15 protein-coding genes are annotated in these 16,652 nt (G+C 51.0%); 1 reads left to right on the top strand and 14 read right to left on the bottom strand.

Features of this window, described 5'->3' with window-relative positions; all coding sequences use genetic code 11:
• Positions 1 to 657: 657 nt before the first annotated feature.
• The 11 genes from galK to VIR50_RS03940 form a co-directional block, all read right to left on the bottom strand.
• A complete protein-coding gene (gene galK / locus VIR50_RS03990) occupies positions 658 to 1,836 on the bottom strand; it encodes a galactokinase (RefSeq protein WP_331933846.1) in 1,179 nt (392 codons plus the stop codon).
• Between the two features lie 39 nt (positions 1,837 to 1,875).
• Positions 1,876 to 2,397: a GNAT family N-acetyltransferase gene (locus tag VIR50_RS03985; RefSeq protein ID WP_331933845.1), complete on the bottom strand. Its 522-nt coding sequence runs from the start codon at positions 2,395 to 2,397 to the stop codon at positions 1,876 to 1,878.
• Positions 2,398 to 2,405: 8 nt separating this feature from the next.
• Positions 2,406 to 2,606, bottom strand: coding sequence for a hypothetical protein (locus tag VIR50_RS03980; RefSeq protein WP_331933844.1), 201 nt, complete (start codon positions 2,604 to 2,606; stop codon positions 2,406 to 2,408).
• Between the two features lie 80 nt (positions 2,607 to 2,686).
• Positions 2,687 to 4,396, bottom strand: a complete 1,710-nt coding sequence (locus VIR50_RS03975) for a pseudouridine synthase (RefSeq protein WP_331933843.1) — start codon at positions 4,394 to 4,396, stop codon at positions 2,687 to 2,689.
• Positions 4,396 to 5,307: a YitT family protein gene (locus VIR50_RS03970; protein WP_331933842.1), complete on the bottom strand. Its 912-nt coding sequence runs from the start codon at positions 5,305 to 5,307 to the stop codon at positions 4,396 to 4,398. Before VIR50_RS03970 ends, VIR50_RS03975 begins: the two co-directional genes overlap by 1 nt.
• A 34-nt stretch (positions 5,308 to 5,341) precedes the next feature.
• Positions 5,342 to 6,661: a dihydrolipoyl dehydrogenase gene (gene lpdA, locus VIR50_RS03965; RefSeq protein WP_331933841.1), complete on the bottom strand. Its 1,320-nt coding sequence runs from the start codon at positions 6,659 to 6,661 to the stop codon at positions 5,342 to 5,344.
• A gap of 12 nt (positions 6,662 to 6,673) precedes the next feature.
• Positions 6,674 to 8,083 carry an aminomethyl-transferring glycine dehydrogenase subunit GcvPB gene (gene gcvPB / locus VIR50_RS03960; RefSeq protein ID WP_331933840.1) on the bottom strand — a complete coding sequence of 470 codons (1,410 nt, stop codon included), beginning with the start codon at positions 8,081 to 8,083 and terminating at the stop codon, positions 6,674 to 6,676.
• Positions 8,080 to 9,399, bottom strand: coding sequence for an aminomethyl-transferring glycine dehydrogenase subunit GcvPA (gene gcvPA / locus VIR50_RS03955; RefSeq protein ID WP_331933839.1), 1,320 nt, complete (start codon positions 9,397 to 9,399; stop codon positions 8,080 to 8,082). The genes gcvPB and gcvPA overlap by 4 nt, the downstream gene beginning before the upstream one ends.
• Positions 9,400 to 9,402: 3 nt before the next feature.
• Positions 9,403 to 9,783, bottom strand: coding sequence for a glycine cleavage system protein GcvH (gcvH, locus tag VIR50_RS03950; RefSeq protein WP_331933838.1), 381 nt, complete (start codon positions 9,781 to 9,783; stop codon positions 9,403 to 9,405).
• A gap of 70 nt (positions 9,784 to 9,853) precedes the next feature.
• Positions 9,854 to 10,930, bottom strand: a complete 1,077-nt coding sequence (gene gcvT / locus VIR50_RS03945) for a glycine cleavage system aminomethyltransferase GcvT (RefSeq protein ID WP_331933837.1) — start codon at positions 10,928 to 10,930, stop codon at positions 9,854 to 9,856.
• A 60-nt stretch (positions 10,931 to 10,990) separates the two neighbouring features.
• Complete coding sequence (locus VIR50_RS03940; protein WP_331933836.1) at positions 10,991 to 11,968, bottom strand: lipoate--protein ligase; 978 nt, start codon at positions 11,966 to 11,968, stop codon at positions 10,991 to 10,993.
• Between the two features lie 271 nt (positions 11,969 to 12,239).
• On the opposite strand from VIR50_RS03940, the gene VIR50_RS03935 reads away from it, so the two are divergent.
• A complete protein-coding gene (locus tag VIR50_RS03935; RefSeq protein WP_331933835.1) occupies positions 12,240 to 14,756 on the top strand; it encodes a TonB-dependent receptor in 2,517 nt (838 codons plus the stop codon).
• Between the two features lie 139 nt (positions 14,757 to 14,895).
• Here the strand turns inward: VIR50_RS03935 and VIR50_RS03930 are convergent, their stop codons facing one another.
• The 3 genes from VIR50_RS03930 to VIR50_RS03920 are packed head-to-tail and all read right to left on the bottom strand — an operon-like array spanning position 14,896 to position 16,528.
• A complete protein-coding gene (locus tag VIR50_RS03930; protein WP_331933834.1) occupies positions 14,896 to 15,645 on the bottom strand; it encodes an MBL fold metallo-hydrolase in 750 nt (249 codons plus the stop codon).
• 23 nt (positions 15,646 to 15,668) lie between these two features.
• Positions 15,669 to 16,067, bottom strand: a complete 399-nt coding sequence (locus VIR50_RS03925) for a pyridoxamine 5'-phosphate oxidase family protein (protein WP_331933833.1) — start codon at positions 16,065 to 16,067, stop codon at positions 15,669 to 15,671.
• Positions 16,068 to 16,072: 5 nt separating this feature from the next.
• Positions 16,073 to 16,528, bottom strand: a complete 456-nt coding sequence (locus VIR50_RS03920; RefSeq protein WP_331933832.1) for a ferritin-like domain-containing protein — start codon at positions 16,526 to 16,528, stop codon at positions 16,073 to 16,075.
• Positions 16,529 to 16,652 lie beyond the last annotated feature (124 nt).

Genomic DNA, 16,652 nt, shown 5'->3' with positions numbered 1-16,652 from the left:
GATTGGTTAGAGTAAATGGTGGAGCCGAAAGGCGGCCCCACCTGATGATCGGAGGGACGTGAGTTTCTGCGATTTTTTTTACCCTTTAAATTGTCATTTTATCGCTCCAATGCTTCAAAAACACGCCATCAGCCGTTTATTTTTAGGCATTTTATTGATTAGATGAGTAGTTGTTAAAAATCGGACGAGTCGGACCGGTCAGACCGATACGTTGTTTCAGATTTTTTAGTGGGCAATGTGGCGGCTTAATTTATCTATGGTTTCTTGAGCATTGGTTGTTGCTGTAGTTTTTTAGCGGGTAATGTGGAGGCTCAATTTGTCTATGGTTTCTTGACCATGGGTCGTTGCTATAGTTTTTTAGCGGGTAATGTGGAGGTTACAGCTCTGTGGACTGGTAATCTACATGGTTGTCTTGGATTTTACCAAAGTTATTCTTCGGATAAATCATTGTGGGCTTTTGGTCGGGTGAAAGCGGGCTTTTGACCCCATCAAAGCATAGCTATTGCGTGGTCAAAGCAGGCCTTTCACGAGGTGGATGGGCTGCTTTGGGAAAGTGATTATTCCTTTTTATCTATTTTTCTTCAGCGCTTTTATAAGGCATAAAAAAAGCAGCAATCCGCTGGAGGGATTGCTGCTCGATAAGCAGAGGGGTTAGGTTTATGCTTCCAAGCGGCGTGAGCCATCGCCGATGACTACGTCGTAAACCAATGGTTCCTTGCCGAAGCGTGCGTTATATTTCTCCTTGGCCGTGGCGATGAAGCTATCGTAAAGCTCATCTTTCACGAGGTTGATGGTGCAACCGCCGAAGCCGCCACCCATCACACGTGAGCCAGTAACACCACACTCACGGGCAATATCGTTGAGATAGTCGAGCTCGTCGCATGATACTTTGTAATCCTTGCTCAGTCCTTCGTGGGTAAGATACATCATTTTGCCCACCGTCTCGTAGTCACCGCTGTTCAACGCGTCGGAAACGGCAAGCACACGGTCCTTCTCACCCAGCACATATTTGGCGCAACGGTAGTCCTCTTCGGGTATTTCGGCTTTGATTTCCTCGAGCCATTCCCATGAAGCGTCGCGCAAAGTCTCCACTCCGGCATGGCGGGCGGCGATGTGTGCCACGGCATTCTCGCAACTGCGGCGTCGATCATTGTAAGCCGATGAGGCCAACTCGTGCTTTACGCAGGAGTTGAGCAGCACCAAACGATAGCCTTGGGGATTGAAGGGGAAATACTCGAACTCGCCCGAACGGCAGTCGAGGCGCATAAGATGGCCTTTCTTTCCGAAGACAGAAGCGAACTGGTCCATGATACCGCAGTTCACACCGATGTACTTATGCTCGGTAGCTTGGCCGGCACGAGCCAGCTCGAACTTCTCAACTTTGCTCTCACCGAACAGCTCATTGATGGCGAAAGCGAAGCAACTCTCGAGCGCTGCCGATGAAGACATGCCCGCACCTAATGGAACATCGCCGGCAAAGGCCGTGTCGAAGCCTTGAACAGTTACGCCGCGGAGCATCATCTCACGGCAAACGCCATAGATGTAGCGGGCCCAACTGGCCTTGGGACCTTGCTCGTCGTTGAGGTCGAAGGTAGCCGTTTCGTTCAAGTCGATGGAGAAAGCGTTGACAGTGGCGGTGCCATTGACCTTGATAGCGGCTATCATGCCTTTGTCAACGGCGCCGGGGAACACGAAACCTCCGTTGTAGTCGGTGTGCTCACCGATAAGATTGATACGACCGGGCGAGGCATAGAATACGCCTGCGGGTTGATGAAAATGGTTCTCAAAAGCTTCTGCCACGATGGCGGTGGTCAGTGTTGTTGTCTGATTTGTCATATTTCTTCAGGTTTTTGGGTTATAAATTAAAATAAGATTCTATGGTTTTGGGTCGTCTGTCAAAAGCTTCTCAAAGGCCAGACGCATGCCTTTGTCGCCGTAATCTATCTCGCCGCAGGCGGTATATCCCATGCTTTTCATCATGGAAAGCATTTGGGTATTGTCGTAATTGGTGTCAATCTTGATGCTGTTGACGCCCCTTTGACGGCTGTGGCGTTCGGTTTCCTCGATGAAGCGGTGGCCCCATCCCCGTCCTCTTTCGTCCACGCTGACGGCCAATCGATGGATAACGAAGTAGTCGCCGTGGCTCAGCCAATGGGCCGAGGGCTGACTGTAGGCCGGTTCGGCGTTGATGGCTATGACGCCATAGGTCGTTATTTTCCCCTCGTTTTCGATGACGAAAGCGTGTCCTTGGTCGATGTCGTGGCGGATGATGTCGGGCGATGGATAGTCGGATGTCCATTGGCAACGCCCGTCACGAATCATTTTCCAGCGGGCTTCATCGATGAGTTGCCAGCAGGAATCAAAGTCTTCGGGAGTCGCTTTTCGGAACGATGTCATGTAAAAAATCAATCGGTTAACAACATGTCGGCCATTTCATCGGCGGTATTGAACGGCATACCGTCGCTAAGTTCGTCGTCGGTGAAGCCCTTTAGCAAGGTTTGGGCTTCTGATTCCTCTATAATCGGATTGCCATTGGCGTCGGTTTTGGTAATCATAGCTTGGAGCACGGCGGCCCGATAGTTGTCAATTTCTTCTTTGGAAAACATGGTTTTGGGTTTAATGAGTTACAAATATCTGTATTTTTGTTGATATAGCCAAGCGAAAAGGGTCAATTTATGGTAAACCATCAGAAATCGGGCGGGCAATCGATCGTTATACTTTCGCCCGTCAGGGGATGGGCGAAGCTGATTCGGGTGGCATGAAGATACATGCGGTTGGCCTGCTGATGGCCGTAGAGAGGGTCGCCGAGGATGGGCGCCGACAGCCCTTCGGTGTGGGCACAGTGCATGCGCAGCTGGTGAGTGCGGCCCGTCAGCGGTTGCAAAGCCAAGCGGTAGAGTGGCCGCCCCTCGGCGTCTTGCTCCCGGCTGATGACCTCGTAGCGGCTGATGGCTTCCTTTCCGTGGTCGCGGTCGACCCGTTGGCGCGGTCGGTCGAGGTAGTCGGGCGATAAGGGAAGGTTGATGGTGCCTTGGCTGTTGCCCCGGAGCAGCGGCGAATGGGGCTGCGGCGATACCACGGCTATGTAGGTTTTATGGATTTGGTGGTGCAGGAACAACTCTTGCAGGGCATGAAACATGCGGTCGTTCTTGGCAATGAGCAGAATGCCGCTGGTCGACATGTCGAGCCGATGGGGCAGAAGCGGGCCTTCGGCCTTGGGAAACATGCGGCGGGCGATGGCATATACCGATTCGGCAGCTTGCTTTCCGGGCACGGAGAGCAGGCCCGCGGGCTTGTTGATGGCGGCCAGCGAGGAGTCATCGTAGAGCAAGGGAAGTGAAGATGTGGGCTGTGGAGCGGATGGCGGCGGGCCTTGCTGTATCTCATGGGGCCGTACGAGGGTGTCGGGAAGCAGGTTGCCAAGCATGAACCGCAGGATGGGTTTGCACTTGCCGTTGCAGGCCGGATAGTAATGGAGGTGATGACGAATTTCGTCTTTCGGGCTTTTGCCCCACCAAAACATGGCCATTTGCATGGGACGAAGGTTGTGGGTGAAAGCGTATTGCAGCAGTTTGGGCTCACAACATTCGCCGCTTCCGGCCGGCGGAATGTCGGTTGGCGTGTCGGCTGTGGCCCAAATGGTGAGCAGGTCGGCCACGTTGCCGTCCTTATTGCGCATGCGGAATTGGCTGAAGAGCCATTGTTGCAGGCTGTCAGAGAGCTGTCGGCGTAGTTGGCGCAGGCGTTTCAGGTTGTCCTCGTACTGTCGGTATTCCGTTTCCAAGGGCGTCGGCTCGTTCAACGATAGCTTCAGCCGGCGCAGTTCGGCCTTCATGAACTGGCTCTCCCTGATGAGTTGTTGCTCTTCTTCGGGCGTGAGCGGACCTGCTTTTCTTCGGGCGTCACGGCGGGCCTTGGCCTCTTTTATTTGTGATTGATAGTTGTGGAGGGTCTGTCGGCGGGTTTCGTCAAGTTGTTGGATTATCTTCTTGGCCTCCGTCATGGGCCGGTGGTGCTCCAATTGGTCTATGGAGCGGTTGATACGGCTGATTTCTGCCTCGTGTAGTTTGAAGTAGCCATCGGGTTGGAGGTAGTCGAATACGGGTGGAACGAAGCCTTCCCAGTTGGCCCTACCGCCCACTTGTCCCGAGTAAGCGGCCAAGTAGCCTACTTGTTGGGTCGTTTCGTCGGCCACGATCAGCACGCCGAACATCTTGCCTTGGGCTATCTCCTGCCTAAACTCGTCATTGATGGCGTATTCATGGCCCTCATAGGCATGGCTTAAAGCCTGCTGCAAAAGGGCGGCGGCCGCTTTGCAACAGGCTTCGGGTTCGTAATCAAAGGGATTATTGAACTGTGTGGGATAGGGCGCTTCGGTGCGCAGGGGATGGAACATCACGACTCCGGCAGTGTGGTTTTGCCACTTTTAGAGCTGTGAAGTTTTGTTTTGAAGCGATCGAAGCCCAAGCCGTAGACGCCGATGACCGCGCTTTGCGAGACGAAAGCCGTGGGGTCGATGTCTTGTATCAGTCTGAAAATGGTGGAAGACTCGCTTTGTCGGGCCAGCACAAAGAGTATCTTGACGTCCTTGCCGCTATAAAATCCGTGGCCGTCGATGACGGTGCAGCCTCTCTCCGCGTCGACATTGATAGCTTTTCCTATCTCCGCGCTCTTGTCGGAAATGATAAAGAACTGGACGGAACGGCGCATCATATTGACTACCTGATCGACAAAGAGCGACGCGATAAACAGAAAAACATAGCCGTAGATGACCGTTTCCCAATCGCGTAAGACGAAGTAGCTCGATGTAATGATGATGAGGTCGCATACCAAGATGATGCGACCTAAGGATAGATGGTAGTACTTGTTGAGCATGGCCGCTACCGTATCAGAGCCTCCGGTGCTGGCATTCGAGGCCAGTCCCAAGCCCGAGCTGGCACCCATGAAGCACGCACCGACCACGGTAGCCATGAAAGGTTGGTCGCTCAAAAACTGTCTGTCGCCCATGTAGTGTTGCACTACGGTGAGCGTTCCGGCGAACACGGCGACGGCATAGATGGTCTTTGCGCAGAATCTCCAGCCTAAAATGCGCAGTGCCACGGCCAATAACGCAAGATTAACGATTAAGTAACTGACGCTGACGGGAATCTTAAAGCCCCAATAAAGGATGGAAGCTATACCTCCTACGCCGCCCATTGTGATGTGGTTTGGCAATAAAAAGACGCCAAGCCCCACACTTCCCATCATCATGGCCAAGGCTATCACTACGTAATCGAGCCACTCTTGATGTTTTCTCTTTTTACCCATATATCATCAATTTGGGACCAAAGTTACAAAAAAGTCATGAAATCATGGAGGTGTCGTGCAGGATTTCGCCCAAAGTGGGGTGGATATGGACCATATCACGCAGTTGTTCTATCGTGACACCCATGCACATGAGTGAGCTTATTTCTTGTATCATGTCGGCGCTATGGGCACCGAAAGCGTGACAACCCACCACTTTGCCGTCGCTATCGGCTATCAGTTTCACCATGCCTTCGGTCTCTTCCATGGCCATAGCTTTGCCATTGGCTCGGAAAAAGCCTTTTCGGCAGGTGTATTCCATGCCTTTCGCCTCGCAGAAGTCCTCTGATAGGCCTACGGAAGCGGCCTCGGGATAGGTGAAAATGGCTGAAGGCATGATGGAAAGGTCGATATGATCGGTGCGGCCAAGGATGTTGTTCACGGCTATGATGGCCTGCATGGAAGCGGCATGGGCCAACATGGTTTGCCCGTTAACGTCACCTATGGCGTAGATTCCTTGACAAGAAGTGCGCATTTGCTCATCCACGGTGATACCTTTGGCCGTGAACGCTATGCCTGCGGCTTCCAACCGGAGGTTTTCCAAGCAAGGTTTGCGTCCCGTGGCTATCAATATGGCTTCGGCCGAAACGGTCTGTTGTTTGCCTTTGCGCTCAAAAGTAACGCCGTTAGCGGTGATGGCTGTCACGCCGGCTTGCATGTGGAAGTCTATTCCCCGCTTCTCCATGGACTTGCGAAGGCGCTTGGCGATGTCGCTGTCGAGCGTGGGTAGGCATTCCTTCAGGTATTCGATGACCGTTACTTTGCTACCAAAGGTTTGGAAAATACTGGCAAATTCCATCCCGATAACGCCGGCGCCGATGATGACAAGGCTCTCCGGAACATGGTCAATGGCCAAGAGCTCGGTAGAAGTCATGACCCTTTGCGTGTCCGTTATGGCTATGGGAGGCATTTTGGCTTCGGAACCTGTGGCGATGATGATGTGCTTTGCCTCGAATGTTTCCTCATCGGTAGCCACCGTATGTGCATCGATGAAGTGGGCTTTGCCCTTGACTAAGCGGATGGAGGGGGCTGATAGTAGGGTCTCCACGCCGTTGCGGAGTTGTTCTATCACTTCTTGTTGGCGCCGACGCACCCGTTGAAAGTCAATGGTTGCGGTCGGATCAGCCGTTCGGCGTGCCCGTAGAATGTCGGCTTCGTGGCTCCATGTCTTGGTAGGTATGCACCCCACGTTGAGGCATGTGCCACCCACGGACGCTTGTTCTATAACAATGACGTCGAGTCCAAGCCGTGCGGCGTACCCGGCAGCACCATAGCCGCCGGGTCCGCCACCTATAATAATAAGGTCGGTTTTTGTCATAAAATGATGAAATCAGTCTTTATCATTCAGAAGTTGTCGATAAGTGACAACCGGATGTTTGGCAGCCAGCACGTCATCCACTCGGCCAATGGGCGTGTGATGAGGTGCGTTTTTCACGAGGTCGGGCTGCTCCGACGCTTCATGGGCTATCTGTCGCATGATGGCAATAAAGCTATCCATCGTTTCCTTGCTCTCATTTTCGGGTGGTTCTATCATCAACGACTCATGGAAAAGCAAGGGGAAATAAATCGTTGGCGCATGATAACCGTAGTCCAACAGTCGCTTTGCCACATCCATCGTGGTGACTCCCGTTGATTTATCGGCCAATCCGTCGAAGACAAACTCATGTTTGCATAGCCCGGGAATGGGCAATAAGTACAAGTCTTTCAGTCGTTCTTTGATGTAATTGGCGTTCAGCGTGGCCAGCGGACCTACCTCCTTAACGTGTTCTTTGCCCAAAGAGAGAATGTAAGCGCAGGCTTTTATCAGCACGGCAAAGTTCCCTTCATAGGGACTAACCATGGGAAAGAACGCTTCAAGGCCCTTTCTGACGCCCACGGGACCGGCTCCCGGACCGCCACCGCCGTGTGGTGTGGCAAATGTTTTGTGCAGATTGATGTGCATAACGTCAAATCCCATATCGCCGGGACGGCATGCTCCCAGCATAGGATTGAGGTTGGCGCCGTCGTAATACATCAATCCGCCGTGTTCATGGATAAGTTCGGCAATCTCGGGGATACTCTTTTCAAAGAGTCCTAAGGTGTTAGGATTGGTCATCATCATAGCTGCGACCTCCTCACCTTGCTCGTTCAGTATGGCTTTCAGGTGGTCTACGTCGACCGTTCCGTCGCTTCGGCTTTGCACTTCAATGACTTCGAGTCCGCAAACGGCCGCCGAAGCGGGGTTGGTTCCATGTGCCGAGTCGGGAATAATGACCTTCGTGCGCTTTTCATCATGGCGACTTTCGTGGTAACCACGTATCACCATCAGTCCGGTCAGCTCACCGTGGGCGCCGGCAAAAGGCTTTAGGGTGAACGCATGCAGGCCGGTGAGTTTGCAGAGGAGTTGCTCCAATAGTGTACATACAGCCTTGGCGCCAGTCACGGTGGGCTTTGGTTGCAGTGGATGGAGGTTAGTGAAGGCCGGCATGGCGGCTATTTCCTCGTTGATACATGGATTGTATTTCATCGTACAGCTACCTAACGGATAGAAACCGTTGTTCACTCCGAAGTTATTGGCACTGTGGTTGGTGTAGTGACGCACGATGGTCAGCTCGTCACATTCAGGCAACGCGGCGTCTGTTTGTCGGCAGAGAGACTGTGGAAGGTCATAATCACCCACGTCATTCTTTGGGAGCGAATAGCTGCGACGGCCCTCTTTGGAGAGCTCAAATATCAAATTTCCGTATAGTTTGTTGTTCATAAGGCAGCTATTTTTACAAGATGATCCATTTCTTCTTTCGTTCTTTTCTCGGTGACGGCTATCAACAGCATATTGTCTTCCATCGCTATACCGCCAAAGATTCCCTCTTCCTCGCAGCGTTTCAGTAGTTCGCTGACATCGCCATCGTACTTCAGACAGAATTCATTGAAGAAAGGATGGCGATAAACCTCCATGAATCGGCCCGTCGCCAATAGCTTTTCATGCAGGTAGTGGGCATTGTTATACGATTGGAGGGCAACTTCCTTGAGCCCGTTCTTACCCATCAGCGCCATGTAAATGGTGACAAAGAGCGCCATGAGCGACTGATTGGAGCAGATATTTGACGTTGCTTTCTGCCTACGAATGTGCTGTTCGCGGGCCTGAAGGGTCAGTACGAACGCCCGCTGGCCACGATTGTCCTTGGTCATACCTACAATACGTCCCGGCATTTTTCGGATAAGTTTTTCCTTGCAGCACATATATCCGATGTACGGACCGCCAAACTGCATCGGTATTCCGAGGCTTTGTCCGTCGCCAACGGCAATGTCGGCGCCCCATTCCCCGGGCGTTTTCAAGACTGCCAAGTCAGCGGCGACACTGTTCATGATAAGCAATGACTTGTTGTCATGGCAGGTATCGGCCAATCCGGTGTAATCTTCGATAATGCCGAAGTAGTTGGGTTGCTGCACGATAACGCCCGCAACGCCGCCTGCCGCTAACTTCTCTCGCATTGATTGCATATCGGTGACACCGTCTTTATGGTGTACCAATTCTATCTCAATGTGCTGGAAATGGGCGTAAGTGTTAACTACGGCGATGGTCTTTGGGTCCACCGTGTCGGAAATCAGTATGCGATTGGCCTTCTTTCCTGCGGCAACGGCCATCAGCGCGGCCTCTGCCGTGGCGGTGGAACCGTCGTACAGTGACGCGTTAGATACGTCCATGCCCGTCAGTTCGGCCATCATGCTTTGATATTCAAAGATGTAGTGCAGCGTGCCTTGTGAGATTTCAGCCTGATAAGGCGTGTAACTTGTGAGGTATTCTGACCGAGCTATGATGGAAGGAATCACGGAAGGAGTGTAATGGTCGTACACTCCGGCTCCGGCAAAGCAAACCAACTGTCGGTTCTGTTGCCCAAGTTCGGCGAACAGTTGCCTGAGTTCGAGCTCGCTTTTTTCAGAAGGAATATCATATTCTCCTTGGAATCGAATGCTTTCCGGCACATCGGCATAGAGGTCTTCCAGCCTTTCTACGCCGATGGTAGCCAGCATTTCATGAATATCCTTCTCGGTATGAGGAAAATATTTATAGTCCATTACTTATTTATTACAGAAGTTTTCGTAAGCCGTTGCGTCCATCAGGTCCTCTAATTGAGCCGTGTCTGACAGTTTCACCTTGATAATCCAGTTGGCGAAAGCGTCTTGGTTGATCAGTTCGGGACTGTCTTCCAAGGCTTCGTTTACTTCTACTACCGTGCCACTTACGGGGCATATCAAGTCGCTGGCGGCCTTAACACTCTCTACGGCGCCGAACTCTTCGCCGGCTTCCACGTCGTCATCAACATCCGGTAAGTCCACGTAAACGATGTTGCCTAACTGTTGTTGCGCGAAATCTGTTATGCCGATGTAGCCAAACTCGCCCTCAACTCTTACGTACTCGTGTGACTCTGAGTAGCAGAGTCCTTCTAAAACCTTTGCCATATTGATAAGTATTGATTGTTAAACGTTGTGTAATAGATTTTTATTCGGTTATATATAATAATGTATATAGTTATTTCTTATAATGCTTTTCGTAGAATTTCTTTTTGACAACCCTGCCCGGAAACACTTTCTTACGTATCTGAATGTCGAGCGGCGTGTCGAGTTTGGAGTGCTCAAAATCGACGAGTGCCATGCAAACGCTCTTGTCCGTCGATATGGTATGGTAGCCCGTGGTGACTACTCCCACCTCTTTGCCATCCTTCAGTACGGCATATCCATGGCGTGGAATGGCCTTGTCATTAAGTTCTATGCCAACCAGTTTCTTGGCAAAGCCCTCGGTTTTCTGCTTCACGAGTGCTTCCTTGCCGATAAACTCGGGCTTGTCGAGCTTGCAGAACATACCGAGTCCGGCCATGACCGGTGTTATCTCGTCGGTCAGTTCATCGCCATAGAGCGGCAATCCCACCTCAAATCGCAGCGTGTCACGGCAGCCTAAGCCACACGGTTGTACGCCCGCGGCCATCAGTTGGTCCCAAGCCTGCCTGATATAGTCATGGTCTCCGTAAATCTCAAAGCCATCCTCACCGGTATAGCCGGTACGACTGACGATGATGTTGCCTATGGTTTTCACGGTGTAAAAGGCCAACTCATCGCATGGAAGCTGCAAAACATTCTCCATAACGCTAACCGCTTCCGGTCCTTGGACGGCCAATTGCCCGTAGTTTTCACTGCAATTCCGCAGCGTTATGTTGAAACCATCGGCATGTTCCTGCATCCATGCCCAGTCCTTATCGATGTTTGCCGCGTTGATAACTATGAAAAACTTGGCCTCATCCATTTTATAGACCAGCAAATCGTCCACCGTGCCACCATGCTCATAGAGCATCATGCCATAAAAAATTTTGCCTTTAGGGGCGTTGGTCACGTCATTGGTGAAGATATGGTTCACCCATCGCTCGGCGTCAGGCCCCTCTACGGTCACCTCCCCCATGTGACTCACGTCGAATACGCCGCAGTGTTGGCGCACGGCTTGGTGCTCCTCAATGATGGTGGAGTATTGGATGGGCATGTCGAATCCGCCGAACGGCGAAATCAGTGCCCCTTGTTTCACGTGTCTGTCGTAAAGACAAGTTCTTTTGTTTTCCATAAGCTATTTATTATAAGAGAGATAATGCGTAAGTTAAAAATGACCGTCAGCCGTTTGAAATTAGGCTTCGTCGAGCAACAGACCGATGAAATCGTCTTTCTTCAGGTTCATGATGATGGTGCTGATGTCGTCGGGTAACGCGGCCTCGAGGGCTTCTCGTTCAAGCTGAACGCCGTGAAGTGGTAGGAGCAATTGGTCGTCGAGGGCGCCTGTCAGGAAGTAATCGCCCATGAGGTTGATGTCTTTCACGCAGTTGTTCTTTACTTCCATCCTCACCTCCAGCTCGCCCACGCCGTCTATGCGCTTCTTCCTGATGACGGTATAGCTGGGATTTTTACCATAAATAAATGAGGGGGCGAGGTATTCCTGCTCTATTTCCTCTATACCTTTTATATCATTCTCGGTCAGGACTATCTCGCCGTCGCACAAGTTTTCCTTCACAAAAGCCATGAAATCGGCCAGCGATATGTCAACGTAATCCTTGAGTAAGGCTATTCGTTGGCGCACGCTGCTGACGCCTTTGCTCACGAGTTTGTCGTTACTCGGCGTGATGGCGCCCACCATGTTGCGCATGTCGGTATCGTAAAGCATGGTGCTGTGAACAATGCTTCGCCCCGGTAGGCGGTAGAAAGCCGACCCACTTACCTTGCGATCGCCTATCATCACGTCGTTACGGCCGCTGGCCCTTGCGTCGACACCGAGCTTTATGAGCGTCAGTACCACCATATTTATATAGCGATTGAACGTAAAGTTCACGTTATCTTCGTCGGTAATGTAGGAGAACATCACGTTTTTCCAATCGGCATAAACGCATCCTCCACCGCTTTTTCGGCGAAACGTTTGGATAAGGTTCTCACGGCAATAGTCCAAATTCACTTCGTTTTCGATCAATTGGTTGCGACCGAAAATCACACTTGGCTCCACCTGCCACATAAAGAAACAATCGGGTTCCATGATGTGACGGGCCACGTACTCCTCCATGGCTAAATAAAAAGATAGCCGGCGTACACGTTTTTCAGGTAAGGCTATGTATTTCAATGAAGCAGGTTATTAGTTAATAGATATTGCAAATATAGGAATAAAATATTTACATTCAAAGAAAACAACGGTATTAAGATATGTTATTTTTTCATTAAAAGCAGCTCTTTCGCCACCCAAGATGAGCCCTTTTACCATGGAAAGGGGGACGTAAGGGCATAAAAACCACTTTTTTATGCAAAAGAATACCTACGAATAGGTATTGTAATAAAAGCTAACGAGTGTTAACTTTGCACTCGTCTAATTTTTGTTTAGTAAATAAAATTCCATAATGAAAAAAGTTTTATTGTTCATGATTGGCATTCTGTGCGCGCTTCAAGTGAGTGCTCAGAATACCGACGCTATGCTCTTTGGGGATGTGAAGAGCAAAGAAACCGGAAAACACTTGCCTTATGCCACAATTAAAGTGAAGGGTTCAAAACGTCAAACCATGTGTGATGGCACCGGACACTTTAAGTTGGTGAATCTGCCGGTAGGCAAACTCACCGTCGTAGCTACGATGGTAGGCTATAAGGATCAAGAGTTGGTTGTGACGATGCAGCGCGGTAAGGGTACGGAAGCCTACTTCGAGCTGGATGATGATCAGCTCTCCTTGAATCAGGTTGTCGTGACCGGCACACGTACCCAGCACTATGTAAAGAACGTGCCTATCCGTACCGAGGTGCTCACTTCGCAGGCCATTGTCAATAAGAACGCCCAAAACGTGTTCGAGGCATTGGAGAATACCCCGGGTATCCGTGTGGAGCAGCAGTGTCAGTTCTGCAATTTCTCCATGGTACGCATGCAGGGTTTAGGTGCCGAACATACACAGGTGCTCCTCGATGGTGAGCCTATCTACTCGGGATTGGCCGGCGTTTACGGCTTGCAGCAGATGAATACCAACGACCTCGACCGCATTGAGATTGTTAAGGGTGCGGGTTCGGCCCTCTATGGCAGTAGCGCCGTGGCCGGTGCCATCAACCTTATATCCAAGGAACCCAGCTTTGAGCCCAGCATAAAGGCCGACCTCCAATTTGGTAACTTCGGCTATAAGAATTACAACGCGTCAGGTTCGTGGCGCAATGACCGTATCGGTCTCAACATCTTCGCGCAGCGTACGGAGATGGATGCCATTGACGCGACCATGGACGGAACCACCCGTAAGGAGGTAAAACATAAGGACGGCGTGTCCGACCGTGTGGAAAACAAGGTGAACAACCTCGGTTTCGGCCTCTATTTCTTCAGCCCCTTTGCCAAGAACGATAAGCTGATTCTCCGTGGTAAGGCCACCGATGAAATGCGTCGTGGTGGCGTGCTGACCGATGACCAGTACATGAATCCCTTCACGGAGACCACAGAGAACATCAATACCAAGCGTCTCACATCGGAGCTTACCTATACTTTGCCTATTGGCGAGAAGTCACAGCTCGACTTCGCTTTGGCCTATGTGAACCACCGTCGTGAGGCTACCAACGATACTTACTTGGGTTCTTACAAGGAAACCCATAACGATGAAAGCCCCGCCGTAGAGTCTATGCGTCCCTACTTGGCCAAGGAAAACACGGTGACTCCTTCGCTTACCTTCGGTACAAAGTTAGGAAATCATAACCTGCTGATAGGCGCGCAGGGCTATTTCACACGCTTGCGTGAGACCGGTCTGTACGCTATCACTGGTAAAGAGACCGATCCTTATTATGGCACAGCCTACACCTCTATCGGTAAGAAGCACGCCAACGAGTTGGGATTCTTCCTTCAGGACGAGTGGGATGTTACGCCCCAATTGTGCGTAGTGCCCGGTGTGCGTGTCGACAGCCACAACTCCGGCGAGGAATATACATCGAGCAAGAAAGTCTTTGACGGCAATTTCCCCGAGACAAAGTTCAATGAGACCAGCGTCAATCCTCGTTTGGCAGTGAAATATTCTCCCTCTTCCAACTTCGTGCTCCGTGCCAATGTGGGTACAGGTTTCCGTGCTCCGTACGGTTTCTCTGAGGATTTGCACCTCTGTTCAGGCTCTCCCCGTGTTTGGAAATCGTCTGACCTGAAAGCCGAGAAGTCATTGAGCTTCAACGTGTCGGCCGACTACTATGGCAAGAACTACCAATTGAGCGCCAACATTTTCCGCACAAACCTGAAGAACAAGATAGCCTTTGGCGACGCCGATGAGAAGGTTCGGGGCTTGGGTTACACCTATCAATGGGAAAACAAGGGCGATGCTTACGTGCAAGGTATAGAGCTTGGCGCCAAGGTTAACATCGTTCGCAACCTTACAGCCAACCTTAACTGGACTTTCAACCAAGGCAAGTACAAGGATGTTCGTGACGAGTGGAAGTATGACAACATCATCAGCGACCTTGAAGACGCCATCGTTGAGGCCGGCGACGACGCCGAGGCAGTCAATAAGGCCAAGGCTAATTTGGCCAACGTAAAGGGTCGTGAGGCTGAATACAAAGCCTTCGAGAAAGATAGCAAGCAGATTTCGCGCTTCCCACAGATGACCGGTGACTTCACGCTTGATTACACTCCCGGCACTTGGACCTTCACCCTGACCAGCTCATTGCAGGGCAAAATGTACATCGACTACATGGCCGAGGGCGGCATGCAGGACTCTAAGATAAAGAAGACCGATACCTTCATGCTCTTCAACTGCCGTGTTGCCAAGAAGTTGGGTCAAATGTTTACCCTCTACGCAGGTGGAAAGAACATCTTTAGTTACATACAAGATGAGAAGCATACCGATGATGCGGCCTTCATGTATGCCCCCGTATTCGGCGCTACATGGTACGTTGGTGCCAGCGTTCGCTTCTAATCTCTCGGTTTAAATAAAAACAATAAAGTCCCGACAGCCTATCGGTTGCCGGGACTTTTTACGTTTCATGCCGTTGTCCTCCTATGGAAAGGCCATCTTGGCCTTTAACTTTCTTGTCGTGACGGGGCACAAGCCATGCTTATAGTTTCATGATTCGCTTCATCTCCAAGTTCTCATATCCCTCGGGACAGTGGGTCGATAGATAGACCGTTGGTTGCTTTTTCACGAACTCACGCACACGGTCGAGCGTCTGCCTCGCTGCTTTCAGATCCTCAAAAACTATGCTTAGCTTGTTGGCTTTCAGTGCCGCGTCGCAGTAAGTAACGTCACCATGGAAGAGATAGAACAAGCCCTCGTCCTCCGCTATGACGATACTGTTGCCGTTGGTGTGGCCCGGCGCCTTGATGAAACGCACGCCCGGGACTATTTCCTGCGTCTCGAGAAAATTGTAATAGGGTCCGTCCGAATAGTCGGGACAGATGATGTTGTCGCCCTCGAGCTTCATGGCTTCGGCGTCAGCACGGCCTATATAAATCTTGGCATTGGGAAAATAGCCCAGCGCGGCCGCATGGTCGGGGTGCTTATGGGTCAGGAGAACGCGGGTAACCTGCTCGGGTTTGTAGCCCAAAGCGGCCAGTCCGGCCATGTAGTCCTGCACCTTTTCGCCCATATAGAGCGGCGCTCCATACTTTTTGGCCGGGGCCGAGAAGTCGTCCTGAAAGCCGGTATCGACGAGGATAACCTCGCTTCCGGTGTCGATAAGGAAGTTTTGCAGCGAGCTGCGATAGATGATTTGGTCATCGAAAACTTCCTTGCCCTCTTCACCGCCAAAGGCAAACGCCTGCGTCATGAAGCCGCCGTCAAACATGCGGATAGCTTTAATTTCCATCTAATATAGCTTTTGTGTATCGATTAGAACTTGATGGTTTCCACTTCCTCCATCATCTTGAAGAAGGTGGCAGTGGCGTCCTTGAGGTAGTACATGACACCCTTTTCGCCATTCTCGCCGAGCATGGGCTTCAGCACGGGCATTTTCTCAATCAGCGCCTTGCCTACCTCGGGACGGTTGTCCTCAACGAGTTGGCAGGCTATGCGGAGCGTTTGGCCCTTGAAAGCGCATATCTCTGCCTTGGCATTGGTGGCTATCTGATGGGTGGCATTGGTCTCCCCGAAGGCCATGATGTAGATTTTTCCCTCGAAGAAGAGCATGGCTCCATAGGGGCGTACACGTGGTTGATCGCCCTCAACGGTGGCCAGATAGAACGTCTTGGCGCTTTCCAAGAAATCGTAAACCTTTTGTATAGCTTCCATATCGCTTAAAGTTGATTGTTCAACCAGTTCTGTTTGCCAATCTTCTCAATGAGCTCCAATTGTTCCTGACTCCAGTAAAGGTCTTCCTCTTCGTCGGCAAGATAACCCTTCATGATGTCGTATGTGGTAGGATCTTCGTTGAGAGTGGCCACGCATTTGTAAAGCAATTCCACGCCGGCTTCTTGTATGGTCAGGTCTTCCTTGATGTAGTCTACCGGGTCGTTGACCAGCTCGCGGGCCTCCATGGCTTCTACTTTCACCTCACCGCCGAGGTCGATGATGCGCTCGATAAACTTCTCTACCCAGCCCATTTCCTCCGTGTAGTGGCCGAGATACTTATCGCCCAGCTTGGTAAAGCCCTGCGACTTGAAGATGTGACCTTGTACCTTGTGCACGAACGCGCCTTCTGTCAAACCTGTTACAAAGAACTGCAATGCTTCGATTGATTTTTTCTTATCCATAATTTTTACGTTTTTAATGTTTATACTTTTGTTTTATTTTTCTGTTGCAAAGGTACATATAAAAGGTAGTTAGGGGCAAATCCGCAACAAACCAAAACTTATCCGAGACGAAACAAATTATTTT

Origin of the sequence: Prevotella sp., from assembly GCF_036570325.1 — a bacterium.
Classification (GTDB): Bacteria; Bacteroidota; Bacteroidia; order Bacteroidales; family Bacteroidaceae; genus Prevotella.
This window is presented reverse-complemented; position numbering and strand designations above follow the sequence as displayed.